Origin of the sequence: Streptococcus humanilactis, from assembly GCF_019448275.1 — a bacterium.
In the GTDB taxonomy this organism is placed as follows: Bacteria; Bacillota; Bacilli; order Lactobacillales; family Streptococcaceae; genus Streptococcus; species Streptococcus humanilactis.
Genome location: NZ_JAHXBZ010000001.1, coordinates 555,246 through 579,114, shown reverse-complemented (window position 1 = coordinate 579,114; position 23,869 = coordinate 555,246). Strand labels below are relative to the sequence as shown.

At 36.9% G+C, this 23,869-nt stretch carries 31 protein-coding genes; 25 read left to right on the top strand and 6 right to left on the bottom strand.

Features of this window, described 5'->3' with window-relative positions:
* Nucleotides 1–366 precede the first annotated feature (366 nt).
* The 4 genes from KV696_RS02735 (at nucleotide 367) to KV696_RS02715 (ending at nucleotide 3,252) form a co-directional block, all read left to right on the top strand.
* Complete coding sequence (locus KV696_RS02735; RefSeq protein WP_219966783.1) at nucleotides 367–882, top strand: ATP-binding cassette domain-containing protein; 516 nt, start codon at nucleotides 367–369, stop codon at nucleotides 880–882.
* A gap of 138 nt (nucleotides 883–1,020) precedes the next feature.
* On the top strand, nucleotides 1,021–1,191 hold the full coding sequence (locus tag KV696_RS02730; protein ID WP_219966782.1) for a hypothetical protein: 171 nt from the start codon (nucleotides 1,021–1,023) through the stop codon (nucleotides 1,189–1,191).
* Between the two features lie 395 nt (nucleotides 1,192–1,586).
* Nucleotides 1,587–2,591: an NADP-dependent oxidoreductase gene (locus KV696_RS02720; protein ID WP_219966781.1), complete on the top strand. Its 1,005-nt coding sequence runs from the start codon at nucleotides 1,587–1,589 to the stop codon at nucleotides 2,589–2,591.
* 16 nt (nucleotides 2,592–2,607) lie between these two features.
* Entirely contained in the window at nucleotides 2,608–3,252 is a 645-nt protein-coding gene (locus tag KV696_RS02715) for a TetR/AcrR family transcriptional regulator (RefSeq protein WP_219966780.1), read from the top strand.
* Between the two features lie 93 nt (nucleotides 3,253–3,345).
* Here the strand turns inward: KV696_RS02715 and gdhA are convergent, their stop codons facing one another.
* Nucleotides 3,346–4,692 carry an NADP-specific glutamate dehydrogenase gene (gdhA, locus tag KV696_RS02710; protein ID WP_070842577.1) on the bottom strand — a complete coding sequence of 449 codons (1,347 nt, stop codon included), beginning with the start codon at nucleotides 4,690–4,692 and terminating at the stop codon, nucleotides 3,346–3,348.
* 225 nt (nucleotides 4,693–4,917) lie between these two features.
* Here gdhA and KV696_RS02705 point away from each other — a divergent pair, with 225 nt between their 5' ends.
* The 8 genes from KV696_RS02705 (at nucleotide 4,918) to KV696_RS02670 (ending at nucleotide 11,854) form a co-directional block, all read left to right on the top strand.
* A complete protein-coding gene (locus tag KV696_RS02705; RefSeq protein WP_219966779.1) occupies nucleotides 4,918–5,853 on the top strand; it encodes a dihydroorotate oxidase in 936 nt (311 codons plus the stop codon).
* A gap of 33 nt (nucleotides 5,854–5,886) precedes the next feature.
* Complete coding sequence (gene holA, locus KV696_RS02700; RefSeq protein ID WP_219966778.1) at nucleotides 5,887–6,924, top strand: DNA polymerase III subunit delta; 1,038 nt, start codon at nucleotides 5,887–5,889, stop codon at nucleotides 6,922–6,924.
* Between the two features lie 77 nt (nucleotides 6,925–7,001).
* Nucleotides 7,002–7,307 carry a hypothetical protein gene (locus KV696_RS09980; protein ID WP_258318542.1) on the top strand — a complete coding sequence of 102 codons (306 nt, stop codon included), beginning with the start codon at nucleotides 7,002–7,004 and terminating at the stop codon, nucleotides 7,305–7,307.
* 124 nt (nucleotides 7,308–7,431) lie between these two features.
* On the top strand, nucleotides 7,432–8,037 hold the full coding sequence (gene sodA, locus KV696_RS02690; protein WP_020903212.1) for a superoxide dismutase SodA: 606 nt from the start codon (nucleotides 7,432–7,434) through the stop codon (nucleotides 8,035–8,037).
* Nucleotides 8,038–8,192: 155 nt separating this feature from the next.
* Nucleotides 8,193–8,723: a YutD family protein gene (locus KV696_RS02685; protein WP_219966777.1), complete on the top strand. Its 531-nt coding sequence runs from the start codon at nucleotides 8,193–8,195 to the stop codon at nucleotides 8,721–8,723.
* A 20-nt stretch (nucleotides 8,724–8,743) separates the two neighbouring features.
* Entirely contained in the window at nucleotides 8,744–9,829 is a 1,086-nt protein-coding gene (gene rlmN / locus KV696_RS02680) for a dual-specificity RNA methyltransferase RlmN (protein ID WP_000804760.1), read from the top strand.
* Nucleotides 9,829–10,311, top strand: coding sequence for a VanZ family protein (locus tag KV696_RS02675; RefSeq protein ID WP_219966776.1), 483 nt, complete (start codon nucleotides 9,829–9,831; stop codon nucleotides 10,309–10,311). Before rlmN ends, KV696_RS02675 begins: the two co-directional genes overlap by 1 nt.
* Nucleotide 10,312: 1 nt before the next feature.
* The gene (locus tag KV696_RS02670; RefSeq protein ID WP_219966775.1) at nucleotides 10,313–11,854 is read left to right on the top strand and encodes an ABC-F family ATP-binding cassette domain-containing protein; all 1,542 of its coding nucleotides are present in this window, start codon (nucleotides 10,313–10,315) and stop codon (nucleotides 11,852–11,854) included.
* Between the two features lie 54 nt (nucleotides 11,855–11,908).
* On the opposite strand, the gene KV696_RS02665 is transcribed toward KV696_RS02670, so the two are convergent.
* The 3 genes from KV696_RS02665 to KV696_RS02655 all read right to left on the bottom strand — a co-directional run bounded on the left by KV696_RS02665 (nucleotide 11,909) and on the right by KV696_RS02655 (nucleotide 13,841).
* Complete coding sequence (locus KV696_RS02665) at nucleotides 11,909–12,712, bottom strand: peptidylprolyl isomerase (protein ID WP_219966774.1); 804 nt, start codon at nucleotides 12,710–12,712, stop codon at nucleotides 11,909–11,911.
* A 305-nt stretch (nucleotides 12,713–13,017) separates the two neighbouring features.
* Nucleotides 13,018–13,242 carry a helix-turn-helix transcriptional regulator gene (locus KV696_RS02660; RefSeq protein WP_049502154.1) on the bottom strand — a complete coding sequence of 75 codons (225 nt, stop codon included), beginning with the start codon at nucleotides 13,240–13,242 and terminating at the stop codon, nucleotides 13,018–13,020.
* A 2-nt stretch (nucleotides 13,243–13,244) separates the two neighbouring features.
* Nucleotides 13,245–13,841 carry a hypothetical protein gene (locus KV696_RS02655; RefSeq protein WP_219966773.1) on the bottom strand — a complete coding sequence of 199 codons (597 nt, stop codon included), beginning with the start codon at nucleotides 13,839–13,841 and terminating at the stop codon, nucleotides 13,245–13,247.
* An 802-nt stretch (nucleotides 13,842–14,643) separates the two neighbouring features.
* Here KV696_RS02655 and rpsP point away from each other — a divergent pair.
* From rpsP to KV696_RS02615, 8 genes are all read left to right on the top strand, one after another.
* Entirely contained in the window at nucleotides 14,644–14,916 is a 273-nt protein-coding gene (gene rpsP / locus KV696_RS02650; RefSeq protein WP_000268760.1) for a 30S ribosomal protein S16, read from the top strand.
* Nucleotides 14,917–14,935: 19 nt separating this feature from the next.
* Nucleotides 14,936–15,175 carry an RNA-binding protein KphA gene (kphA, locus tag KV696_RS02645; protein WP_000379617.1) on the top strand — a complete coding sequence of 80 codons (240 nt, stop codon included), beginning with the start codon at nucleotides 14,936–14,938 and terminating at the stop codon, nucleotides 15,173–15,175.
* Nucleotides 15,176–15,219: 44 nt separating this feature from the next.
* The gene (locus tag KV696_RS02640) at nucleotides 15,220–15,546 is read left to right on the top strand and encodes a MazG nucleotide pyrophosphohydrolase domain-containing protein (protein ID WP_219966772.1); all 327 of its coding nucleotides are present in this window, start codon (nucleotides 15,220–15,222) and stop codon (nucleotides 15,544–15,546) included.
* A 6-nt stretch (nucleotides 15,547–15,552) separates the two neighbouring features.
* Nucleotides 15,553–16,104, top strand: coding sequence for a hypothetical protein (locus KV696_RS02635; protein WP_023943056.1), 552 nt, complete (start codon nucleotides 15,553–15,555; stop codon nucleotides 16,102–16,104).
* 107 nt (nucleotides 16,105–16,211) lie between these two features.
* The gene (locus tag KV696_RS02630) at nucleotides 16,212–17,000 is read left to right on the top strand and encodes an alpha/beta fold hydrolase (RefSeq protein ID WP_219966771.1); all 789 of its coding nucleotides are present in this window, start codon (nucleotides 16,212–16,214) and stop codon (nucleotides 16,998–17,000) included.
* 29 nt (nucleotides 17,001–17,029) lie between these two features.
* The gene (gene rimM / locus KV696_RS02625; protein WP_057487241.1) at nucleotides 17,030–17,548 is read left to right on the top strand and encodes a ribosome maturation factor RimM; all 519 of its coding nucleotides are present in this window, start codon (nucleotides 17,030–17,032) and stop codon (nucleotides 17,546–17,548) included.
* Nucleotides 17,538–18,257: a tRNA (guanosine(37)-N1)-methyltransferase TrmD gene (gene trmD / locus KV696_RS02620; RefSeq protein WP_219966770.1), complete on the top strand. Its 720-nt coding sequence runs from the start codon at nucleotides 17,538–17,540 to the stop codon at nucleotides 18,255–18,257. Before rimM ends, trmD begins: the two co-directional genes overlap by 11 nt.
* Before the next feature lie 11 nt (nucleotides 18,258–18,268).
* Nucleotides 18,269–18,607 (top strand): ATP cone domain-containing protein, encoded by a 339-nt coding sequence (locus tag KV696_RS02615; RefSeq protein WP_001196040.1) that lies wholly within the window; start codon nucleotides 18,269–18,271, stop codon nucleotides 18,605–18,607.
* Between the two features lie 30 nt (nucleotides 18,608–18,637).
* Here the strand turns inward: KV696_RS02615 and KV696_RS02610 are convergent, their stop codons facing one another.
* Nucleotides 18,638–18,958: a hypothetical protein gene (locus KV696_RS02610; RefSeq protein WP_023943050.1), complete on the bottom strand. Its 321-nt coding sequence runs from the start codon at nucleotides 18,956–18,958 to the stop codon at nucleotides 18,638–18,640.
* Between the two features lie 98 nt (nucleotides 18,959–19,056).
* Between KV696_RS02610 and KV696_RS02605 the strand changes: the two genes are divergently transcribed.
* Nucleotides 19,057–19,272 (top strand): YdbC family protein, encoded by a 216-nt coding sequence (locus KV696_RS02605; protein WP_000807422.1) that lies wholly within the window; start codon nucleotides 19,057–19,059, stop codon nucleotides 19,270–19,272.
* 53 nt (nucleotides 19,273–19,325) lie between these two features.
* Here KV696_RS02605 and KV696_RS02600 read toward each other — a convergent pair whose 3' ends face one another.
* Entirely contained in the window at nucleotides 19,326–19,862 is a 537-nt protein-coding gene (locus KV696_RS02600; protein WP_219966769.1) for a biotin transporter BioY, read from the bottom strand.
* Nucleotides 19,863–20,297: 435 nt separating this feature from the next.
* Here KV696_RS02600 and KV696_RS10330 point away from each other — a divergent pair, with 435 nt between their 5' ends.
* The 4 genes from KV696_RS10330 (at nucleotide 20,298) to KV696_RS02585 (ending at nucleotide 23,789) form a co-directional block, all read left to right on the top strand.
* Nucleotides 20,298–20,624 (top strand): hypothetical protein, encoded by a 327-nt coding sequence (locus tag KV696_RS10330; protein WP_309147679.1) that lies wholly within the window; start codon nucleotides 20,298–20,300, stop codon nucleotides 20,622–20,624.
* A 65-nt stretch (nucleotides 20,625–20,689) separates the two neighbouring features.
* Nucleotides 20,690–22,672 carry an ABC transporter permease gene (locus KV696_RS02595; RefSeq protein WP_219966768.1) on the top strand — a complete coding sequence of 661 codons (1,983 nt, stop codon included), beginning with the start codon at nucleotides 20,690–20,692 and terminating at the stop codon, nucleotides 22,670–22,672.
* Nucleotides 22,669–23,292: an ATP-binding cassette domain-containing protein gene (locus KV696_RS02590; RefSeq protein ID WP_000151033.1), complete on the top strand. Its 624-nt coding sequence runs from the start codon at nucleotides 22,669–22,671 to the stop codon at nucleotides 23,290–23,292. The genes KV696_RS02595 and KV696_RS02590 overlap by 4 nt, the downstream gene beginning before the upstream one ends.
* On the top strand, nucleotides 23,289–23,789 hold the full coding sequence (locus KV696_RS02585; RefSeq protein ID WP_219966767.1) for a hypothetical protein: 501 nt from the start codon (nucleotides 23,289–23,291) through the stop codon (nucleotides 23,787–23,789). Before KV696_RS02590 ends, KV696_RS02585 begins: the two co-directional genes overlap by 4 nt.
* Nucleotides 23,790–23,869: the final 80 nt, after the last annotated feature.

The window sequence follows — 23,869 nt, the reverse complement described above, 5'->3', positions numbered from 1 at the left end:
AATGGATATTATTATTGTCGGTGGATAAAATGTTTAGGTGTACACCTAAGAGTCTGGGACAAAAAGATTTTGATTTTAGGAATTCTTTATTATAAATTTTAAAAATCGATAGATTAGACAAAAAAGCGAACAAGACAGAATTTTGAGTGTCAGATAACTCGTTTTGTTCGCTTTTTATATTTAAGGTTAGACTTTTGTCCCAGACTCTTAGTACTGGTTGGAGGATACGATGAAAGATAGTATGGTTAATTATTGGTTAAATTATTTTCCGGAGTATAGTTTAGAAACGTTTGAAGTAGAATAGATATTAAGGACCTATCTTTCTCTTATTCCAAAGAGTCAGCTCCTGTAATAGAAAATTTAAATTTGACTATTGAGTCAGGACAGAGAATTGCACTAGTCGGTCAACCGGGGTCAGGAAAAAGTACGTTATCAAAAATACCATCAGGATTATATAAGATTGATACAGGAAAAGTTTTATTTGATGGTGTAAATATTAATCAAATAGATAAAAAAATATTAAGTCAAAATTTAGGAGTAGTTCCACAGGATTCATTTTTATTGAACAGAAGTATTCTTGATAATATAACTTTAAAGCACGAAGTTACTTCACAAAAGATAGAGGAAGTTTGTAAAGTAGTTCAAATCTATGATGAAATCATGGCTATGCCGATGAAATTTAATACTATCATCTCAGAGATGGGTTCAAATATTTCAGGTGGTCAAAGTCAACGGATAGCACTGGCACGTGCATTAATAAATTATCCAAGTATTATAATTTTAGATGAAGCAACTAGTGCATTAGATACTATTAATGAGGAAAGAATAACAAAGTATATAAAAAGTCAGGGCTGTACTCAAATAATTGTAGCTCATAGATAGTCAACGATTAAGGATGCGGATATTATTTTTGTAATGATAGGTGGTAAGATTGTTGAGTCAGGAAATCATAAGTACTTAATGGCTCTTGGTGGAGAGTACTACAGCTTATATACAAAAAGGAAATGAGGTGTAAAGAAAATGAAGAAAGAAAATGAATATGTAATTTCAATAGCAGCCTCACTAGGGGTGATGATTGGAATAGTGTTTGCAATTTTTTTAGATTTTCCAGTTGAATATGGTATTTCTTTAGGTTTGTTGAATGGAATAGTATTGGGTTCGCTGATTGTTTACAAAAACAATAAAAATTAAGCATATTTTTTTGCTGTAAACTAAGGAGAAGAGATGGCTATAGTTGAAATTATAAATCTAACAAAAAGCTTTAAAGATATTGAAGTTATTCATAACACTTCATTTTATTTAAATAATAGAGCAACTACATTAGTAGCTTAAAAACATGATTAAACCGCTATTCTTAGGAGTAGCGGTTTTTATTTTTATGTGCCCGGGGGCAAAAAAGGGAAAGGAAGCTTTAAAAGTGAGGAGAGTTAGATTGAAAGAATCATATTGGTAAATCGAAATGATGGATATTTGTATCATGTCATAAATCGTTATCAAACGATAATATTGATTTTCTTACAAATTAAGAGTATAATTTATAAAAATGAGTGTTCACTCAATTTTTGTGAAATTAAGGAGTAAAGAAAATGGTTGTTGAAGCAATAGAGTACAGTCGTTTCGGTAACGAAGAGGTCTTGGATTTGCTGAAGATCGACTCTACAGACTTGGATGTAAATCAGGTGAGAGTAGAAGTTCATGCTGTTGGTTTAAATCCTATTGATTATAAAACTTTTGAGGGAGCGAAACCCCTTCGATTTCTATCTTTTATAACGAAATTAAGGAAACCAAGTCGTTGGTTTGAGTCTAAATCATCTTTATTTCCAAGAGGTGTGGGGAGAGATTTTTCTGGAGTTATTACAGAAGTTGGAAATGAAGTAACTAGGTTTTCAGTAGGAGATAAGGTGTTTGGAACAATGATTAGTGATCCTGGTTTGGGAACTAAGAGGGGAGCTTTAGCAACAGAAATTTGTGTCAATGAATCAGAAATTGTATTGAAACCAGAGATGATCGACATGACTCACGCAGCTACTATGGGAGTAGCTGCTCTAACTGTGGGTGGGGCTTTTAGAAGAATTGGTTTAAATTCAAGAGATACTGTTGTTATTTCAGCTGCAGCAGGAGGTATTGGAAGTATTGCAGTACAGTATGCAGTTGCTAAGGGGGCGACAGTGATTGGAATAGCAAGTAAGAAAAATGCAGAGTATCTAAAGTCTTTAGGTGCCATACCAGTAAGTTACGAAGAGAATATCAAGAAGGCGCTTCTATCAGCTAGTCCAACGCCTATTACAAAATTTTTGGATTGTTATGGATCTGATTATGTTAGATTGGCTTTTAGTTTAGGCTTGAAGGGGACAGCTATTGGGACATTAGTACCTTCGCCCTATGTCATGATAAAAGGTGCTCAGTTTACTGGTCCGAGACATTCCACATATGATGATTTTAGCACTTTAGCTGAAATGGTTTCAGACGGGAAGGTTCAGCTGAAAATTGATCAAGTGTATGACTTTTCTCTAAAGTCAGTTAGAGAAGCCTATCGTAGTCTGAAAATGGGACACAGTCGAGGCAAAAAAGTAGTAAAAGTAAGAGAGTAGAAGAGAGGTGCTAGCGATGGAAAGTTTAGAACAAAAGTATGCTCAGACGTTAGAAGTTAGCAACTTGAGCTTGAAACAACGTCGAGTATTATTATCAAGCTTAAAATTATTTTCAGAAATGGGATTTGAAAATACAACGTCCAGCCTTATTGCCGAACGCGCTGGAGTGTCAGAAGGAACTGTTTTTAGTTACTTTAAAACAAAGGAAGGTATTTTAGAAGCCATTTTATCTACTTTTCTAGAACAGGTTATTCCAGAAGTAATTGCGGATTTCTCAGAAAAAAAATTCACAGTAGATCAAGAAACTTTTCCCTTCTTTTTAAAAAGTATTGTTCGAGATAGGCTCTTTTTCATTCAGAAGAATCAAATGCATGTTAAAATTCTCTTGGGGCGTTCTTTTATTGATAAAAATCTTTCTATCCAGTTAGGAAATATTATTGTTCAATCTATAATAGAACCAATTAGCCCTGTTTTAAATCAATTTAAAGAAAAAGGACTTATTCTAAATTGGTCAAATGAAAGAATTGTTCGATACATTTTAGCATTGAGTTTTTCTTATCTTATTCCCATGATGTTGAATGATGAAGGAACTATAAACATCGATGAAACAGTTGATGAGATTGTTGAGTGTTTGTCATCTGCCCTAATGAAAGTAAAATAAATTCTGATGTTAAAACTCACTGTTAATGGTGAGTTTTTTGGATTCAACAAAAAAATCCCCAATCGTAGTGATTGAGGATTGAGCAAATAAATCTTAAACAATACCTTGGGCAATCATAGCGTTTGCTACATTTTCAAAGGCAGCAATGTTAGCTCCTGCAAGGTAGTCTTTATCAAGACCGTATGTTTCTGAAGTCGTTTTAGCTGTGTTAAAGATGTTTGTCATAATGTCTTTGAGACGTCCATCAACTTCTTCACGAGTCCATGAGAGGCGAAGGCTATTTTGGCTCATTTCAAGAGCTGAAACGGCTACACCACCAGCGTTGGCAGCTTTTGCAGGTCCGTAGAAGATACCATTTTCTTTGTAGACTTTGATGGCATCAAGGTCGCTTGGCATGTTGGCACCTTCAGATACACAGATAACGCCTTGAGCAACCAAACGTTTAGCTGCTTCACCGTTGATTTCGTTTTGAGTCGCACATGGAAGCGCAATGTCATAGTTTCCAGCGTAAGTCCATACAGAACCTTCGTGATATGTTGCAGTTGCTTTTTCAGCAGCATACTCAGTCAAACGAGCGCGACGTTTTTCTTTAACATCAACCAAAAGATCGAAGTCGATACCATTTTCATCGATGACATAACCATTTGAGTCAGATACAGAGATAACAGTTGCACCAAGTTCAGTTGCTTTTTGAAGAGCGTATTGAGCAACGTTACCAGAACCTGAAATAACCACTTTCTTACCAGCAAAGCTATTACCGTTAGCTTTAAGCATTTCTTCAGTGTAGTAAACCAAACCATAACCAGTTGCTTCTGGACGAATCAAGCTACCACCAAATCCAAGAGGTTTACCAGTCAAGACACCAGCATCAAATTGGTTAAGGCGTTTGTATTGACCGTAAAGGTAACCAATCTCACGTCCACCAACACCGATATCACCAGCAGGTACGTCAAGTGATGGTCCGATGTGTTTTTGCAATTCAGTCATGAAGCTTTGGCAGAAGCGCATCACTTCAGCATCTGTTTTACCTTTAGGATCGAAGTCTGATCCACCTTTACCTCCACCGATAGGAAGTCCAGTCAAGACGTTTTTGAAGATTTGTTCAAATCCGAGGAATTTCAAAATCCCTTGGTTAACAGTTGGGTGGAAACGAAGTCCGCCTTTGTATGGCCCAACAGCTGAGTTGAATTGAACACGGTAACCACGGTTTACTTGAATGTTTCCATCACGGTCAACCCAAGGAACACGGAAAGAAATCACGCGTTCTGGCTCAGTGATACGTGCCAAGATATTTTCTTCGATATACTCAGGGTGTTTTTCAAATACAGGTTCTAAAGTGTTGAAAAATTCTTCAACAGCTTGGAGGAATTCAGCCTCGTGCCCGTTACGAGCTTTCACAGTTTCAAACACGCTTTGGATATATTCTTTAGCAGATGTCATGTCGTTCTCCTTAAATTCTAATTTAATTATGTGTGTCATTATAGCAGAAATTTTTTTAACTGTAAAGAGAAAAACAAAAATTTTCTAAAAATTCTATCAATTTAGTTTTGAGACTTTTTGAAAGTAGATAAAAAACGAACCTTTTTCTTGTAAATATCTTTCTCAAAGAGAAAATCTGAAAATATGGTATAATATTAGCAATAAAAGGAATCTGGAGGATCAAAAATGGTATCAACAAAAACGCAAATTGCTGGTTTTGAGTTTGACAATTGTTTGATGAATGCAGCAGGTGTGGCTTGTATGACGATAGAGGAGCTGGAAGGGGTTAAAAACTCAGTGGCAGGAACCTTTGTCACAAAGACAGCGACTTTGGACTTTCGTCAGGGAAATCCTGAGCCACGTTATCAAGATGTTCCACTTGGTTCCATCAACTCTATGGGCTTGCCGAATAATGGCTTAGACTATTATTTGGATTATCTTTTGGATTTGCAAGAAAAAGAGCCAAACCGAACTTTCTTCCTATCTCTAGTCGGCATGTCTCCAGAGGAAACCCATACTATCTTGAAAAAAGTCCAAGAGAGTGATTTTCGTGGTCTGACTGAGCTAAACCTCTCCTGTCCAAATGTTCCAGGAAAACCTCAGATTGCCTATGATTTTGAGACAACAGACCGGATTTTGGCAGAGGTGTTTGCCTACTTCACCAAACCTCTTGGAATTAAATTGCCACCATATTTTGATATTGTTCACTTTGACCAAGCGGCAGTTATTTTCAACAAGTATCCGCTCAAGTTTGTCAACTGCGTCAACTCAATCGGAAACGGCCTATATATAGAAGATGAGTCTGTCGTTATTCGTCCTAAAAATGGTTTCGGTGGCATTGGTGGAGAGTACATCAAACCGACTGCTCTTGCTAATGTTCATGCTTTCTACCAACGCTTAAACCCTCAAATCCAAATCATCGGAACAGGAGGAGTTCTGACTGGTCGTGATGCCTTTGAACATATCCTCTGTGGAGCGAGTATGGTGCAGGTGGGAACCACCCTTCACAAAGAAGGAGTTGGCGCTTTTGACCGCATTACTAATGAACTGAAAGCAATCATGGCGGAAAAAGGGTACGAAAGCTTAGAAGATTTCCGTGGGAAATTGCGCTATATTGATTAAATTCATTAAAAAATCAGAAGAAAAGGAGAGAAGATGCTAGCTATTGAAGAAAGCCAGAAGTTGACTTTATCAAATTTACCGAGCCTGAGCCTGTTTACAGGCATAGATCAGGGTCAGTTTGAAGTGATGAAGAGTCAAGTATTGAAACAGATTGGCTATGATTCTGCTGCCCTCAACTTTGCCTACTTTGATATGAAAGAAGTAGTTTACAAGGATGTGGAACTGGAGTTAGTCAGCCTTCCTTTCTTTGCGGATGAGAAAATCGTGATATTGGATCATTTTGTCGATATCACGACTGCTAAAAAGCGCTTTTTAACAGATGATGAGCTCAAGTCGTTCGAAGAATACCTTGATAACCCTTCACCAACAACCAAGTTGTTAATCTTTGCAGAAGGAAAACTGGATAGTAAAAGACGGCTGGTAAAATTACTTAAGCGTGATGCCAAGGTCTTTGATGCAGTAGAAACAAAAGAACAAGAATTGCGCCAGTATTTCCAAAAGTGGAGCCAGAAACAAGGTCTGCAGTTTGTGGGGCAATCCTTTGAAAATCTTCTCGTCAAATCTGGTTTTCAATTTAGCGAAATCCAGAAAAATTTGCTCTTTTTACAGTCCTATAAGGCGAATTCTATTATTGAGGAAGAAGATATTATCAATGCTATTCCCAAGACCTTGCAGGACAATATTTTTGATTTAACTCAGTTTATTTTGACTAAAAAGATGGACCAGGCGCGCGACTTGGTTAGAGACTTGACCTTGCAAGGTGAAGACGAAATCAAGTTGATTGCAGTCATGCTGGGACAATTTAGGACTTTTATTCAGGTGAAGATTTTATCAGAGTCTGGGCAAACAGAATCTCAGATTGCAAGTAGTTTAGGTAGTTTTCTCGGACGAAATCCTAATCCCTATCAAATCAAGTTTGCGCTGAGAGATGCACGAGGACTTTCCTTGAGCTTTTTGAAGCAAGCTATTTCTTATTTGATTGAGACAGACTATCAGATTAAGACAGGTCTTTATGAAAAAGGTTTCCTTTTTGAAAAGGCACTCCTACAGATTGCTAGTCAGGTAAATTGAAATTATTTTTGAAACTATAACCCGCGTCAAGATTATCTTGTCGTGGGTTTCTTGCTGATTTGCTTGTTTTATACTCAATGAAAATCAAAGAGCAAATTAGGAAACTAGCCGCAGGTTGCTTAAAGCACTGCTTTGAGGTTGTAAATAAGACTGACGAAGTCAGCTCAAAACATGTTTTTGAGGTTGCGGATGAAACTGACGAAGTCAGCTCAAAGCACTGCTTTGAGGTTGTAGATAAGACTGACGAAGTCAGCTCAAAACATGTTTTTGAGGTTGCGGATGAAACTGACGAAGTCAGCTCAAAGCACTGCTTTGAGGTTGTAGATAAGACTGACGAAGTCAGTAACATATATCTACGGCAAGGCGACGTTGACGCGGTTTGAAGAGATTTTCGAAGAGTATTATTCGAAAGTATCTCAGTGATTTCTTCATCTATAAGCAAAAAACTTGAAAAAAGTGAATGTTTGCGTTATCATTTTCATATAGAAAGAAAAAGAGGTATTACAGATGGCTATTATCTTACCAGATCTTCCATATGCATATGATGCTTTGGAACCATACATTGATGCGGAAACAATGCACTTGCACCATGACAAACACCATCAAACTTATGTCAACAATGCTAATGCAGCTCTTGAAAAACACCCTGAAATCGGTGAAGACCTTGAAGCCTTGCTTGCTGATGTAGAATCTATCCCAGCTGATATCCGTCAAGCACTTATCAACAATGGTGGTGGACACTTGAACCACGCTCTTTTCTGGGAATTGATGACTCCTGAAAAAACAGCTCCTTCAGCAGAACTTGCAGCAGCAATCGATGCAACATTTGGTTCATTTGAAGACTTCCAAGCAGCCTTCACTGCGGCAGCAACAACTCGTTTCGGTTCTGGATGGGCATGGTTGGTTGTCAACAAAGAGGGGAAACTTGAAGTGACTTCAACAGCAAACCAAGACACACCAATCTCAGAAGGTAAAAAACCAATCTTGGGCTTGGACGTTTGGGAACATGCTTACTATGTGAAATACCGCAACGTGCGTCCTGACTACATCAAAGCTTTCTTCTCAGTGATTAACTGGAACAAAGTAGATGAACTGTACGCAGCTGCTAAATAATGATAGTTGGAGGGAAGAATTGTTCTTCTCTTTTTTAAGTTATATGACTCTGGTCTGACAAAATCGTCAGACTTTTTTCATTTTTATGAGAAACGTGCTAACTGCTAGAAATTATGGTAGAATAAAGTATTAAGTAATCGTGAAAAAGGATATCTATGCGAAAAGAAATTGCACCTGAATTATACAACTATAACAAGTTTCCTGGTCCTGAGTTCCATTTACACGGGGACAAGGTAGAAACGGAAGGGATAGCTTTTTCCTTGGTGGAAAACATCAAGGAAGCCTTTGATGTGACGGCTTTTAATCAGCGTTTTTCAGAAGTCTTAACCAAGTTTGATTATATCGTGGGAGACTGGAGCAACGAACAGCTTCGCCTACGCGGTTTTTACAAGGATGACCGAACAGAAGAAAAACTTGAAAAAATCAGTCGTTTACAAGACTACCTTTTAGAGTATTGTAGTTATGGTTGTGCCTATTTTGTCTTAGAAAATGAAGCACCTAAGCGCGCATCATTTGACAAGAAAATGCGTAAGAAGGAAGAAGAAACACCTTCTAAAAAAGGAAAGAAACCGGTTCAAACCAAACGAAAACCGAATGCAGATAAGAAAAATAGACGTCGTCAGAAAGACCAGCATTCTCAGAAAGAGGACAAGGGACAACGTCATTTTGTCATTCGTCAGAAGTGAGTAGAGAATAAGGAGAAGAAATGAAACCGTCAATTTATAGTTTAACACGTCAAACCATGCAGGAATGGGTTTTGGAGCAGGGAGAAAAGAAATTCCGTGCAGATCAAATCTGGGAATGGCTTTACCGTAAACGTGTCCAGTCATTTGAAGAGATGACCAACCTTTCCAAGGATTTGATTGCTAAGCTTAATGATCAATTTGTGGTCAATCCCTTGAAACAACGTATCGTTCAAGAGTCTGCTGATGGGACAGTTAAATATCTCTTTGAGTTGCCTGATGGTATGTTGATAGAGACTGTACTTATGCGTCAACACTATGGTTTGTCAGTCTGTGTGACCACTCAGGTCGGCTGTAATATCGGTTGTACCTTCTGTGCTTCTGGTTTGATCAAGAAACAACGTGACCTCAATAACGGTGAAATTGTAGCGCAAATCATGCTGGTTCAGAAGTACTTTGATGAGCGTGGTCAGGATGAACGCGTCAGCCATATCGTTGTCATGGGGATTGGTGAACCATTTGATAACTACAACAATGTCTTGAATTTCGTTCGTACTATCAACGATGACAAGGGAATGGCTATCGGTGCTCGTCACATCACGGTTTCAACCTCAGGTTTGGCCCATAAAATTCGTGACTTTGCTAATGAAGGAGTTCAAGTCAATCTTGCCGTTTCTCTTCACGCACCTAACAATGAGTTGCGCTCAAGTATTATGAAGATTAACCGTGCCTTTCCGATTGAAAAACTCTTTGCAGCTATTGAGTACTACATTGAGACAACTAATCGTCGTGTGACCTTTGAGTATATCATGCTCAATGAAGTTAATGATGGTGTAGAACAAGCCTTGGAATTGGCTGAATTGCTCAAGAATATCAAGAAATTGTCTTATGTAAACTTGATTCCTTATAACCCAGTTAGTGAGCATGACCAATATAGCCGTAGTCCTAAAGAGCGCGTCCTGGCCTTTTATGATACGCTTAAGAAAAAAGGTGTTAACTGTGTGGTTCGTCAAGAGCATGGTACAGATATTGATGCAGCTTGTGGACAATTGCGCTCTAACACAATGAAACGTGACCGCCAGAAAGCAGTCGCAGCAGTCAATCCTTAATGATGAAGAAAACTTATAATCATGTTTTAGTCTGGGGAGTCATTTTCTATAGCATTTGTATCGTCTATTTTTGCTTTACTCCTCAAGAACAATCTCCCGTGGGAGTGGAAACTCCAGGTATTCAGCATCTTGGACGCCTGGTTTTTCTTTTGACTCCTTTCAATTCTCTCTGGAAACTGGGTGAGGTGAGTGACATAGGACAATTATGTTGGATTTTTCTACAAAATATCCTCAATGTCTTCTTGCTTTTTCCTCTGATTTTCCAACTCCTTTATCTCCTTCCAAACTTGCGTAAGACAAGAAAAGTGATTTTGTTCAGTTTTCTAGTGAGTCTAGGAATTGAGTGTACGCAACTAGTTTTAGATTTTTTCTTCGACTTTAATCGCGTCTTTGAGATTGATGATTTGTGGACCAATACCTTGGGTGGCTATCTGGCTTGGCTTCTCTATAAACAATTACATAAAAACAAGATAAGGAATTAAAATGAGTATTTTAGAAGTTAAAAATCTGAGTCACGGTTTTGGTGACCGTGCAATTTTTGAAGATGTATCCTTCCGTCTTCTAAAGGGGGAACATATCGGTCTGGTCGGTGCCAATGGTGAAGGAAAATCAACCTTTATGAGTATCGTGACTGGTAAAATGCTGCCAGATGAAGGGAAGGTTGAGTGGTCCAAATATGTGACTGCTGGTTACTTGGATCAGCACTCTGTCCTTGCTGAAGGGCAGTCGGTACGTGATGTTCTCCGTACGGCTTTTGATGAGCTTTTCAAAGCTGAAGCTCGTATCAATGACCTCTATATGGAAATGGCTGAAGACGGTGCGGATGTTGATGCTCTCATGGAAGAAGTGGGAGAACTTCAAGACCGTCTGGAGAGTCGTGATTTCTATACCTTGGATGCTAAGATTGATGAAGTAGCGCGTGCCCTTGGTGTCATGGACTTTGGCATGGATACAGATGTAACTTCTTTGTCAGGTGGGCAAAGAACCAAGGTACTTTTGGCTAAACTCCTCCTTGAAAAGCCTGATATCTTGCTGTTGGACGAGCCGACCAACTACTTGGATGCTGAGCATATTGATTGGCTCAAGCGCTATCTCCAAAACTATGAGAATGCCTTTGTCCTTATTTCACATGATATCCCATTCCTGAACGATGTGATTAATATTGTCTACCATGTGGAGAATCAACAGCTGACGCGTTATTCTGGTGACTACTACCAGTTTCAAGAAGTCTATGCTATGAAGAAATCTCAGCTAGAGGCAGCCTACGAACGTCAGCAGAAAGAGATTGCGGACCTCAAGGACTTCGTGACTCGAAACAAAGCGCGTGTTGCAACACGAAACATGGCCATGTCCCGTCAGAAGAAATTGGATAAGATGGATATTATCGAGCTGCAAAGTGAGAAACCAAAACCATCCTTTGATTTCAAACCGGCTCGTACACCAGGGCGCTTTATTTTCCAAGCCAAGGATTTGCAGATTGGTTATGACCGTCCTCTGACCAAACCTTTAAATCTTACCTTTGAACGTAATCAAAAGGTTGCTATTATCGGGGCAAATGGTATTGGAAAAACGACTCTCTTGAAGAGTCTCTTGGGCATTATTCCGCCAATCGCTGGGGAAGTGGAACGCGGTGACTACCTAGAACTCGGTTATTTTGAACAGGAAGTAGAAGGCGGTAATCGCCAAACACCACTAGAGGCTGTTTGGAATGCCTTTCCAGCTCTCAACCAAGCAGAAGTTCGTGCAGCCCTTGCCCGTTGTGGTCTGACAACCAAGCATATTGAAAGCCAAATTCAGGTCTTGTCAGGTGGAGAACAAGCCAAGGTTCGTTTCTGTCTCTTGATGAATCGTGAAAACAACGTTTTAGTGCTGGACGAGCCGACCAACCATTTGGATGTGGATGCCAAGGATGAACTCAAACGCGCTCTTAAAGAATACAAGGGATCTATCCTTATGGTCTGCCACGAACCAGACTTTTATGAAGGTTGGATGGACCAAATCTGGGATTTTAATAATCTAACTTAAAAATGAGGATAAAAGAAATACAGTACCGTATGTGGGTACTGTATTTTTAGGTTTTTAAGATTTAAAATCGTAGTCTTTCACCACTTCGATGCTATTGATTGTGATAGCAGTCGTTGGCTTGTCTTTTTCATCTTTTTCGGCTTTAGCAATTTTATCTACAACATCCATACCGTCAATCACTTGACCAAAGACTGGGTGTTTACCATCTAGACTAGGGTTTCCACCTTCTTTGTAGGCCTCAATGATTTTCTTTGGATACTTGCTTGTAGGGAGTTTAGCAGAGGTATCTGTAGAGTTTTGGTTGATGAAGAACTGGCTACCATTGGTGTTTGGTTGACCAGTATTAGCCATAGAAAGAGCACCACGGATGTTATAGAGATAAGGAGTAATCTCGTTTTTGAAACCAGTTCCCTTATCTTTAGTCTTATCCTTGTCATGCCAGATGGACTGACCACCTGTACCGTCCCCTTTGGGATCTCCAGTTTGGACCATAAAGCCATCGATGACACGGTGGAAGGTAATGCCGTTATAGTAGCCTTCTTTGGCATGAGTGAGGAAGTTTTCAACCGCTAGAGGAGCGAGTTTAGGGAAGAGTTTGATACGGATATCTCCTTGACTTGTGTGGAGAATCACTTCAGCCTCGTCTTCAGCAACTTCTTTAGATAGTTGTGGGAAATTGGCGTTTTCGTTTGTCAAAGCATCATTTAACTCCTTGGCAGATTGGGCAGCTGCTTTGGAGCTTTCCTCAGCGGCCAAGCTAGAATCTACATAGTCATCACCACGCAAACTACGTTGGATGTTGCTACATCCAGCTAGAGCTACAGTGGATAGTAAAAGAAGGGTTGCTAGTTTTTTCATTCTGTTCCTCTCAAAAATTTATTTCTACCATTGTACCCTAAAAGGAAGTGGATTTCAAATATTAGTGACAAGGTAGTTTTAGAGAAAGCCAAAAGAAAAATCGCTTGCTTAGAGGCATCAATGCTATAAGTGTACTCAAAGTATTTAGGGAGCCATATCTTAAGAAAGCTCGTAAAGCATCACAATTAGTAAAGGTTAATTCGAAAGAATTACTATATTTTAAAAGAGCACATTTTCAAAGGATTTTTTCTTTTGGCTTCAATTCCTAATTAATCAATGAACTTAATACTAGGTCTCGAAAATAATTATGCTTCCTCTTTCTGTCTGAGTTCAAAGAGGTCTTCTACTTTCAGATTAAAAACTTGAGCAATTTTAAGAGCCATTTCTAGCGAAGGATTGTAACGGTTATTTTCCAAGTGCAGAATTGTCTCGCGTCGCATGCCAATGCGGTCGGCTAACTCCTGCTGGGTCATACCTGTGGACTCACGAACAGATTTGAGATTAGTAATAATATTGCTTTCTTTGGCCATGCTTATCCTCTACGTTCCAAGATAAAATAGACAACCGCAAAGATGCAAATCAAGGCAGCTATGCTAATAAAGATCTGTCCCATGTAAAGAGTGAGAGACCCCATATACCCAATGATAACTGCTAGGATCATCAGTGCGCCTAGTATACAAGCAAACATCAAGCTAGCTGCCTTGGCTAAATTAGCATAAAAGCGTTCGTCCGGAGTTTCCTTGACATTTTTCAAACAGAAAAAACCAAATACAATCACTTCAATAACGAGGCCAATTCCTAAAATCCATTCTTTAATACCAGAACTTTCGCTTGGGGTCGCAACCCAAATTCCTACTGTATAAAAAATACTTGCTGCAAATAAAAGTATCGTGTAAAGCTTAGCAGACAAGTCAAAAATAATCTTTCCCTTACCTTTCTGACTCTTATGAGACCATAGTTTCATATGTAGCCAGCTCCAAATAGCTACAATTTGACCTTGCACTGAAATACCAGTAATAACTAACTTGGGTCCCCAACTAAGATTAGAACCAAATAAAACAATAAAATCAATAAAGAGAGCTACGGCAATCATTGCAATGAGGCCATGCATTTTTTGACTTTTTTTCATGATAGACTCCTTTTTTTGTTATAAATATATAACACTTAAATTTTATGTTATAAATATATCACATTTAAATTTAGAAAGCAAGAATTTATGTGCCAAGGTGGCAATTATTTGAAAAAATTTTTTAATAAAAGCCCTGGCTAGTCAAACAACTAAAGAATTCTTTGAAGCAATGCATCGGATTTGATTTGGATAGTTTCGTTAATAATATTTGATGATAAAGAATTTTTGAAAAATCTAGATACTGTATGAATCTCTACTTTTTTTCTTAGACTGTTATAAAGTCTAAAAATAAGCTTTGTAGGTGTAGAAATTAATTTTTACAGAACTAAATTATTCTCCTATTTAGAATCTATTAATTCATATTTTATAAATTAATTAGTAAATATCATTCTTAAAATCCTTGATATTTCGCTTGGGAACAGGCTTGGGATTTAGAAGCCAAGTATCCAAATCTCGTTCAGGCGATATGGAGGGTTTGAGTTGATGGTCTTTATAAAATGTTTCTAATACTCTTCGAAAATCAAATTCAAACTATGTCAGCTTTGCCTTGCCGTACTCAAGTACAGGCTGCGGCTAGCTTCCTAGTTTGCTCTTTGATTTTCATTGAGTATAAAATAGTATTCACTGATAGCCTCTTTCAAACATTTATTTCCTACTTCTAACAAATTTCTAAATGGTTTAAGAATTTTATAGTCTGTCAAGTTTTTTTCTTGACACCTGCTAGAAATCTGCTATAATAGAACATGTGCTAAATAGCTCAGCTATTTCACCGAAATAAAAAATAAGAAAAGAGACTTTAAAAATGGCAGTTAAAATCCGTTTGACTCGTATGGGTTCTAAGAAAAAACCTTTCTACCGTATCAACGTAGCAGATTCACGTTCACCACGTGACGGACGTTTCATCGAAACAGTTGGAACTTACAACCCACTTGTTGCTGAAAACCAAGTAACTTTGAAAGAAGACCGCGTTCTTGCATGGTTGGCTGATGGAGCTCAACCTTCAGATACAGTACGTAACATCCTTTCAAAAGAAGGCGTATTGAAAAAATTCCACGATTCTAAATTCTCAAAATAAGTTTAAAGTAGGTTGACAGATGGATACGATTGAAAATCTCATTATTGCGATTGTGAAACCCTTGATTTCACAACCAGATGCCTTAACTATCAAGATTGAAGATACACCAGAATTTTTGGAATATCATTTGGATCTTGATCAAAGCGATGTGGGTCGTGTAATCGGTCGTAAGGGTCGCACTATTTCTGCGATAAGAACGATTGTCTACTCTGTCCCAACTGAAGACAAAAAAGTAAGAATCGTTATTGACGAAAAATAAGAAGGGCGGGACGAATGTCTCGCTTTTTTTGCAAGGAGCAGGATATGAAGGATTTAACGTTTAGACAATTACAAGACTACCTACTGGAACATTACCAGCAGTCTCGGACTGAGGAAGGTCTCTTTATGAAGTTAGTGGAGGAAGTCGGAGAAGTAGCTGAGGTTTTGAATGGTCGTTCTGGTAGAAAAGAGGGCGTTCAGGATTCTAATGAGGAACTATCAAAAGAACTGGCTGATATCATTCACTACACCGTCGCAATCGCCGCCATCAACCATATTGACCTTACCAAGACTATCTTTAAGAAAGATGAGACTGCAGCCATTAAGTACAAACATGAACGTGATTTGGAAGAATTTTTGAAAGAAAACTGAAAAAGAATGAATATTGATTGTGTTTTTAACATAGATTGGTCAATGTATATTGATTGGCTATTACGAATTTTACAAATTGCGACATTTATTGCTGTGATTATAAAGATAACTTTCCAAAATAAGGTTTATATCAATAATATTGAAATCAAGGAAATTAAACCATTCGAGTTTGAATCTTTACATACAAATTTTCACTATATTCATGAATTTACACATAATATAAGTAGCAAACCTTTTAATCATTTGATTTTTTATCCCAAAGAAGTTGATATTGAAATAGTAGAATTTTATTCTTTAAACTATGATTCAAGAAACGATTGTTTGATTGTAAATAATAAACTGCATACAGTTAAAAATTTAAAGAATTATACATGCTTATTGATTCATACAAATTTACCAGAGAATATGCCTAGTTTAAGAATGAAATGGAAAACAAGTCAGGGTGAAATTGGGGAATATACATTTTATAGCAATATGTATAACGGGAATGTAAATATCTCATCTTTCAAATATAAATTAACATTAAAGAGGAAAATATTAGCACTTTTTGGACTATAGCGGGCTCTCTATGTATTTTCCTCTAACTTGAGAAAATCTTTGGAACGTGATAAAATAAAGGATAAGGATTTTTAATAATTCATTATATAGAACGAGTGGATTTCTTTATGAAGAGGTTTGAAGTATCTACAGAAATTGGTAGTCTCTCTGTTACTTATCAAAAGCAAAAGAAAATGCTAGTTTGTTTAAGTGGCGCAGGTTTGCTACCAAGTTATGAAAATTTTTCACTTATACTCGAAAAACTTCCGCCCACAATTGGTTACTTGGCAATTGATTTTCCGAACACAGGTAGGAGTCCGATTCATGACCAAGCTGGAAAAAATCTGGATAATCTTGCAGATGCGGTTTATGAAGTACTTGAAGAATTAGGGATTTCTGAATATATACTTTGTGTACATAGTTTGAGTGGAATTTTAGCTTGTGAATTGCTCAAGAAACCAATTAAGTGTCAGGCTTTAGTAGCAATTGAACCGACCACTAAAAACGTCATGTTTGCTGATTTTTCAGAAAATCCTTATCCAGAAATGGAAGAGCAAATGAGACTGATTGAAGAATTTGGTCCTGAACTTTATTTTAAGAACTTAACTCAAGCAACATTTAGCCCTGAAATTAATAAAGAAATCTGGGAAATAATGCAAGAAAAAGGTTCAGAGTTGGAAAATCAAGATACAGGATTTCAGATATCTGGAGAGATTACTGAGGAAGATTTTGAGAATGTATCTATAGAATCTTATATCCCTGTATTTATTTTTTGTCAGGCTTATAGAGAAAAAGAGTACAGAGAATCAGAATATTGGACTTCCAATACTAAACTCATTTTAGGAGGGAATCACCATTATTTACAATGGTCAGAATCAGAAAAAATTGCGACTATTATTCGAGAATTGTCAGAATAAGATGGAAAGAAATAGATACAGGAGACAAGATGAACTACTTTAATGTTGGGAAAATCGTCAATACGCAGGGGTTGCAGGGTGAGATGCGAGTCTTGTCTGTGACGGATTTTGCAGAAGAACGGTTTAAAAAAGGTACTGAGCTGGCCTTGTTTGATGAAAAAGATCAGTTTGTTCAAACAGTGACCATCGCTAGTCACCGTAAACAGAAGAACTTTGATATTATCAAATTTAAAGACATGTACCATATCAATGCTATTGAAAAGTACAAGGGATACAGTCTCAAGGTTGCTGAGGAAGATTTGAATGACCTAGACGATGGTGAATTTTATTATCACGAGATTATCGGTTTGGAAGTCTATGAGGGTGATAACTTGATTGGAACCATCAAAGAAATCCTGCAACCAGGTGCCAACGATGTCTGGGTGGTCAAGCGAAAAGGCAAGCGTGATTTGCTCTTGCCTTATATCCCACCAGTGGTTCTCAATGTCGATATTCCAAATAACCGCGTCGATGTGGAAATCTTAGAAGGGTTAGACGATGAAGATTGATATTTTAACCCTTTTTCCAGAGATGTTTTCTCCACTAGAGCACTCAATCGTTGGAAAGGCTCGAGAAAAGGGGCTCTTGGATATCCAGTATCATAATTTTCGAGAAAATGCTGAAAAGGCCCGCCATGTCGACGATGAGCCCTACGGAGGCGGTCAGGGGATGTTGCTCCGAGCACAACCCATTTTCGATGCCTTTGATACTATTGAAAAGAAAAATCCGCGCGTCATTCTCCTCGATCCTGCTGGAAAGCAGTTTGATCAAGCTTATGCCGAGGATTTGTCTCAAGAGGAAGAGCTAATCTTTATCTGTGGGCACTACGAGGGTTATGATGAGCGCATTAAGACCTTGGTGACAGATGAGATTTCCCTGGGGGACTATGTCCTGACTGGTGGAGAATTGGCAGCCATGACCATGATTGATGCTACGGTACGCCTGATTCCAGAAGTGATTGGCAAGGAGTCTAGCCACCAAGATGATAGTTTTTCTTCTGGGCTTCTCGAGTATCCTCAGTACACACGTCCCTATGATTATCGTGGTATGGTCGTGCCAAATGTACTGATGAGTGGACACCATGAGAAGATTCGTCAGTGGCGCCTGTATGAGAGTTTAAAGAAAACCTATGAACGCAGACCGGATTTGCTTGAACATTATCAACTGACAGCAGAAGAAGAAAAAATGCTGGCAGAAATTAAAGAAAACAAAGAGTAAAGGAGATACCTATGCAAGTAATCAAACGTGATGGAGAAATTGCTGAATTTAATCCAGATAAGATTTACCAAGCTATCTTAAAAGCAGCCCAGACTGTCTATGTATTGACAGATGATTTACGTCAAAACCTTGCACAAGTCACTAAGAAAGTGGTTTTGGATTTGGAAGAGGCCAAGGTGGAACGTGCGACTATTAGCATGATTCAGTCTATGGTTGAACATCGTTTGCTGGGTGCAGGTTACATTACTATTGCAGAACACTACATTTCCTATCGTCTACAACGTGACTTGGAAAGAAGTGGTTATGGAGATCATATCGCAGTTCATTTACATTTTGAACAAATTCGCTAAGAAAAAAGAGTGGGATGCAGCAACTACATCTCACTCTTTCTTAAATCTATTTTTTTGGGCTGTTTGGACAGTTGAAGGGACAAATCGCAGGCGTTGAATATCGCTTATGCGGATAATACGGGTCACATTTTTGGCAAAATTTTTCACGATAATTTGCTGGCGTTGCTGATCGTATTTGATGATGTCACCTGTAAAGCTTGTCTCAGACAAGATAAGGTGAACAGCAGTTTGTTTCTGGATAGCCTCTTCAATAGTGGCTGTAAGGGAGTTGCTTTCAGTATGGTCTGGTTCTTCATGTCCATTTAAAAAGTCATGTATTTTATCTAGAACTTGCTGGAATTTATGTCTCATAGTGACCTCCCTTCTTTTATATCAATATTATATAAAATTTTCCTAAAATCTACAAGATTTTACGAATAATCAAATGAAAGCTAAAAAAGGAGAAGAAAATGGCAGAATTTACATTTGAAATTGAAGAGCACTTGTTGACTCTTTCTGAAAACGAAAAAGGTTGGACCAAGGAAATCAACCGTGTGAGCTTTAATGGTGCTCCTGCAAAGTTTGATATTCGTGCTTGGAGTCCAGATCATACTAAAATGGGTAAAGGAATTACTCTCTCCAATGAAGAATTTCAAACAATGGTGGATGCTTTTAAAGGTAACTAAGTTTTCAAAATGAAAGAAAAGGATATTGAGTCATAATAACTCGATATCCTTTTTTAGTTAGCAAAGTAAGACTGATTTTTAAGGCGTTGAAGTAGGGGACGGCTAATAAAACTAATAGCTAGAAGTTTACCAAGATCTGGAATGATAAAGGGAAGAACTCCCACAGCAAGAGCTTTTTCAAATGCCATTCCAGCTAGGAAATGTAAGCTGAGAATCCCACCGACAAAGACAAGGGCATCACCCAAGAGGTTTGCAAGAAAAATCTTGACAACACCACTCTTGCTGTTGGTTAGAGAGGAAGTCAGTTCAGAGTAAACGAGATAAAACCAAAGATAGCCTGCAGTAGGACCAACCAACGCCTGCAATCCAGCTCCACCTCCTGCAAAGACAGGAAGACCGATAGCACCTAGAAGAAGATAAAGTCCAACAGAAAGTACAGCCTCTCTCGGTCTAAAGACAGTAGCAATCAAGCCGATTGCAAAGTTTTGCAGAGTGAAGGGGACAGGTCCAATTGGAAGACTGATTTGTGCTAAAACAGCAATGAGAGCAGCCCCAATAGCAGGGATGGCATAAACGTGAGCTTTTTTCAAAATAGTTAACCTCTTTTCTAATGTATAGTAACTATTATACTCGTGGAGTAATTATTGTCAACCAATTTTTTAAAACAAGGTAACAAAGACTGTAACAGCCGATTTGCTTACTGGTTAAGTTGGATAATTGTTTTGTTGATTCGAAAATCGCCTTTATGGATAATCCCATTTTATACATAAAAAATATACTATAAATACTTGACAAACTAAAAAATAAGTGCTACATTAATAAATGTAAACGGATACACTTATATGTGTTCAATTTTAAAAGGAGGGGTAGTTATGAGATATTTTAACGACTCTAGATACCGTAACGGTGATTAAAAACCTAAATATAATCAATTCAAATTAAAGTAATATGGAGGGACTAAAAAGGGACTATTATTTAATCTTCATCAAATATTTAACTTCAAGGAGAAGTAAAATGAAAAAAGAATTAACAAGAAAGCATCTGTTTTTCTAGTCGCAAGTGTTTTAAGTTTTAGCTTTGCTACTGTAGCTAGTATTGTTAGTGCAACTACAGCACACCCTGCTCCAAGTCCCATTATTGATGTATGGGAATATGGTGTAAATGATAACTCTGGTTATTCGAATTACTTTGTTAGTTCTCCAGATAATATTGGTTCAAAATCTTCAGTAACGAATTTTTGGGGAACAGTTAAAGCTCAGGATAAACAAGATTATGGATGGGCATATTCAAGTGCTACAAAATCTTGGAGCGATATTCGATTAAATGCATATTGGGATTATTATAGATTTTAAAAATAATTTATGAAAACAAGAGACCCGATTATAAGATAGGGTCTTTTGTAATATGGTAAGTGCTTATGAAATTAAAATTATGTATCATTGGATTTTTCTTTTGTTTGATCGCTGCAATTGGTCTGGTCACTATCAGCGATACTGAAACCCCCGTACCTTTACCAATTGATGGTGCTTTTTCTATTCAAGGAAAAAGTAATCTTTCTAATAACGAAATATACGAAATGGTTCGTGACTTATCAAAAACGGAAAAGGTTACCATTTACAAGCCAATCGTTCAGAGTTCTGGTCAGTTGAAGTATGTAAATTTCGATGATGAAAACAATGAGCAATTAAAGTCAGCACCAATAATAGGGATGTATTACACCCTTGGGAAAATGGATATAGATAGTTTGAAACCACTTACGATGACGGGGTTGCAAACAGTATATATGGCTTATCCTTGGTATATAGGAGGAATCTTACAATTCACAGGAACTTTAAGAATACTGTTAATGAGTTCGATTTACTTAACTTTATTAGTTGTGTTATTTGTTGTTAGAACGAAGCAGATTAAAGAAGGAGTGATACGACGTTCTTTGGGCTTGCCTGTATATGATCTAAGAAGAGAGTATGGCATTTCTCTTATTTTTGAACTGATTATGATGGCTTTATTGATGATTTCTTACAGTTCTTTTTTGGGAAATGGTTTCTTCACCTATAGTTCTAAGTTATTTTTCTCTCTGCTTTTAACGAATTTTATACTATTTCAAATCATTGATCTCATTACTTTTGTTTTATTTTGGTTGACGATTCAGGTTGAAAAGCCTATTGAAATTATTAAAAACAAGGCGAAAAATAAACTTATTTTTGTCGTATGGCTTGCCATTATTTCGATTATCATCATTGTCTCAGGAATTTTTTTACAAGAAACAAAGAGTAGTCAATCCAGTATTAACATCCAGCTACAGAATTTAGTACCATGGGACACAGTAAAAGACTGGAGAAGGATTGAGTTCCTTGGAATTGAAAGTAACTCTACTAAAAATGGAGAAGTTAATGATTCGGATGGTCAGTATCTACAGATAGCTGCTGCCTTAAAAAACTTAGATTATTTATATATAGACCGATCTAAGGCATATGTTCCAGATTTCATGAAAACATCTCATGTTTTAGAAGACTTTTCTAAACAATTAGAAAATGACGGAATAACGAATCCAGAAATAAATAAAGAGTTGATTTATATCAATCAAACAGGTGCTAACCTACAAAATAAAGTGAATGGAACAAACTATCATCTTTTAGATAATAAGATAGCAACCATCTATATTCCTGAGAAATGGAAAGAAAATCAGAAATCTATTGAAAATACAGTTGTAGCAGAACAATTTATTGGAACAAACTATACAAAAGAAGAAATTGCAGTACAAATAATTCCTGATGGGAAAAAAATTTTTTATTTTAATGAAGATGCTGATGATAATCATAAAATGAAAGAGTTTTTACCAATCGCAAGTGTAGCAGATAGTAAAGATAACATTGTTGTTGTGTTAGATACGGACAAAATGATTGAAAACAACAAGTTTTCTTTGGCTAGTAATATAACATATAAGTCTCTTTTTAGTCCTGAGGCGGTAAATAAAATAAATGAAATGGCTAGCCAGTTGAATTTTTCAATGAATCCAGTAGATGTTTACCAAATTGTGAAATTAAAGATCCAGTCCTTAGAGCACCAAATTCTACTTTCACAAATTTTGCAGAAGATAATTTACAGTATTGTCTTTATACTCATTTATCAATATGTCCAACTTTATATTGCCCTAAAACAGAATGAATATGTGAAAAAAATTATTTTGGGTCTGTCAAAAACATATATAGCAATTTCAAGTCTCAAGTATTTTATGATGACTATTACAATAGTTATCCTATTTACATTTCTTATGACAGGTCAAATAGAGTTGCTATATATTGGTCTCGCTTCTCTGCTCGTTTTGATGTTGTCAATAATCATGAGTTTTAGAAAATTATCTGAAAGCTATACTAAAATTTTAAAAGGAGATGAAACATGACAATTGACCTTTTGAACGTTTCAAAAAGTTTCGGCTCAAAAAAGATCTTTACAGACTTAAATTTAAAATTTGAATCTGGAAAAAGTTATGCATTGATTGGAGGTTCTGGCTCTGGTAAAAGTACCCTTCTTAATATTATAGGAAGATTAGAAAAAATTGACAGTGGGAATGTTTTAGTTGATAAACAAGATATTTGGAAGATAAAAGAAAGAACTTTTTTTAAAAATACTGTTGGATATGTATTTCAGAATTATTCTTTAATAGATAACAAAACAGTATATGATAATTTGAAACTTATCACTAAAGACAAAAAAACAATAACTGATGTACTTGAAAAAGTAGGACTGTCAAGTGACTATTTACATCAAAAAATATATGAATTGTCTGGAGGGCAGGCTCAACGTGTAGCTATTGCCAGAATGTTAATGAAACCACGTAAAATTATCTTAGCAGATGAGCCTACAGGAGCTTTAGATGGTGAGATTGGAAAAGAAATTATTCGTTTATTATTGAATGAAAGAGATGAAGATAAATATGTCATTATAGCGACGCATGATCCAGCTGTCTATAACGAAGTTGATGTGATCATTGATATGAAAGATATAGGGGATAATGTATGAAAAAGATAATTTATATTGCTTTGATCTTTGTAGCTGGAATGCTTGCCATTTTCTTCTTTGGAAAACAAATGATCACAAAAGAAAATACCAATAAACCAACACTGGAGTTAATAGTCTATACGCTTTCTTCTAGTGATACAGACAAATGGAATAAAGTGAAACAAGTAGAAACGGAAGAAGCTACATATATCATAACTGTGAAAGAAGTAGCGTCTTCAGAAGAAGTATTTTCAAACATCATTGCAAATGGAGCTGCTGCGGGGTTCGGAGTTCGTGAAGAAGAAGTGAAGCAATTTAATAATAATTTAGGAGACACTATTGAGGACTCTAAGCATAATAAACTCATTGGAATAGAATTTTTTACTTTTTCTAATGCTGACGAGGGATTTGTAGTAGCAAATTTTGACTACGGTAGTGAAGAGTTGAATTCTCAGAAAAAAGATATGAAAGAGTTATATAAAAAAATATATGAATCTTTTAAAGAAAAGAATAAATGATTGTGTTATAATCCTTATATTTTGTTATGGTTTGTTAATTGATTTTTGCATATCTTATTTCAACATACTATAAAATAAAA

What these genes read in the sequence shown, in the direction of transcription:
- KV696_RS02705 (WP_219966779.1), top strand. Translation starts at nt 4,918, where the DNA reads ATGGTATCAACAAAAACGCAAATTGCTGGTTTTGAGTTTGACAATTGT.
- KV696_RS02685 (WP_219966777.1), top strand. Translation starts at nt 8,193, where the DNA reads ATGCGAAAAGAAATTGCACCTGAATTATACAACTATAACAAGTTTCCT.
- KV696_RS02665 (WP_219966774.1), bottom strand. Translation starts at nt 12,712, where the DNA reads ATGAAAAAACTAGCAACCCTTCTTTTACTATCCACTGTAGCTCTAGCT.
- KV696_RS02715 (WP_219966780.1), top strand. Translation starts at nt 2,608, where the DNA reads ATGGAAAGTTTAGAACAAAAGTATGCTCAGACGTTAGAAGTTAGCAAC.
- KV696_RS02595 (WP_219966768.1), top strand. Translation starts at nt 20,690, where the DNA reads ATGAAATTAAAATTATGTATCATTGGATTTTTCTTTTGTTTGATCGCT.
- trmD (WP_219966770.1), top strand. Translation starts at nt 17,538, where the DNA reads ATGAAGATTGATATTTTAACCCTTTTTCCAGAGATGTTTTCTCCACTA.
- kphA (WP_000379617.1), top strand. Translation starts at nt 14,936, where the DNA reads ATGGATACGATTGAAAATCTCATTATTGCGATTGTGAAACCCTTGATT.
- KV696_RS02590 (WP_000151033.1), top strand. Translation starts at nt 22,669, where the DNA reads ATGACAATTGACCTTTTGAACGTTTCAAAAAGTTTCGGCTCAAAAAAG.
- KV696_RS02615 (WP_001196040.1), top strand. Translation starts at nt 18,269, where the DNA reads ATGCAAGTAATCAAACGTGATGGAGAAATTGCTGAATTTAATCCAGAT.
- KV696_RS02640 (WP_219966772.1), top strand. Translation starts at nt 15,220, where the DNA reads ATGAAGGATTTAACGTTTAGACAATTACAAGACTACCTACTGGAACAT.
- KV696_RS02610 (WP_023943050.1), bottom strand. Translation starts at nt 18,958, where the DNA reads ATGAGACATAAATTCCAGCAAGTTCTAGATAAAATACATGACTTTTTA.
- KV696_RS02720 (WP_219966781.1), top strand. Translation starts at nt 1,587, where the DNA reads ATGGTTGTTGAAGCAATAGAGTACAGTCGTTTCGGTAACGAAGAGGTC.
- gdhA (WP_070842577.1), bottom strand. Translation starts at nt 4,692, where the DNA reads ATGACATCTGCTAAAGAATATATCCAAAGCGTGTTTGAAACTGTGAAA.
- KV696_RS02605 (WP_000807422.1), top strand. Translation starts at nt 19,057, where the DNA reads ATGGCAGAATTTACATTTGAAATTGAAGAGCACTTGTTGACTCTTTCT.
- KV696_RS02655 (WP_219966773.1), bottom strand. Translation starts at nt 13,841, where the DNA reads ATGAAAAAAAGTCAAAAAATGCATGGCCTCATTGCAATGATTGCCGTA.
- KV696_RS02630 (WP_219966771.1), top strand. Translation starts at nt 16,212, where the DNA reads ATGAAGAGGTTTGAAGTATCTACAGAAATTGGTAGTCTCTCTGTTACT.
- sodA (WP_020903212.1), top strand. Translation starts at nt 7,432, where the DNA reads ATGGCTATTATCTTACCAGATCTTCCATATGCATATGATGCTTTGGAA.
- KV696_RS02660 (WP_049502154.1), bottom strand. Translation starts at nt 13,242, where the DNA reads ATGGCCAAAGAAAGCAATATTATTACTAATCTCAAATCTGTTCGTGAG.
- KV696_RS09980 (WP_258318542.1), top strand. Translation starts at nt 7,002, where the DNA reads ATGAAAATCAAAGAGCAAATTAGGAAACTAGCCGCAGGTTGCTTAAAG.
- rlmN (WP_000804760.1), top strand. Translation starts at nt 8,744, where the DNA reads ATGAAACCGTCAATTTATAGTTTAACACGTCAAACCATGCAGGAATGG.
- KV696_RS02730 (WP_219966782.1), top strand. Translation starts at nt 1,021, where the DNA reads ATGAAGAAAGAAAATGAATATGTAATTTCAATAGCAGCCTCACTAGGG.
- KV696_RS02675 (WP_219966776.1), top strand. Translation starts at nt 9,829, where the DNA reads ATGATGAAGAAAACTTATAATCATGTTTTAGTCTGGGGAGTCATTTTC.
- KV696_RS02585 (WP_219966767.1), top strand. Translation starts at nt 23,289, where the DNA reads ATGAAAAAGATAATTTATATTGCTTTGATCTTTGTAGCTGGAATGCTT.
- rpsP (WP_000268760.1), top strand. Translation starts at nt 14,644, where the DNA reads ATGGCAGTTAAAATCCGTTTGACTCGTATGGGTTCTAAGAAAAAACCT.
- KV696_RS02635 (WP_023943056.1), top strand. Translation starts at nt 15,553, where the DNA reads ATGAATATTGATTGTGTTTTTAACATAGATTGGTCAATGTATATTGAT.
- rimM (WP_057487241.1), top strand. Translation starts at nt 17,030, where the DNA reads ATGAACTACTTTAATGTTGGGAAAATCGTCAATACGCAGGGGTTGCAG.
- KV696_RS02670 (WP_219966775.1), top strand. Translation starts at nt 10,313, where the DNA reads ATGAGTATTTTAGAAGTTAAAAATCTGAGTCACGGTTTTGGTGACCGT.
- holA (WP_219966778.1), top strand. Translation starts at nt 5,887, where the DNA reads ATGCTAGCTATTGAAGAAAGCCAGAAGTTGACTTTATCAAATTTACCG.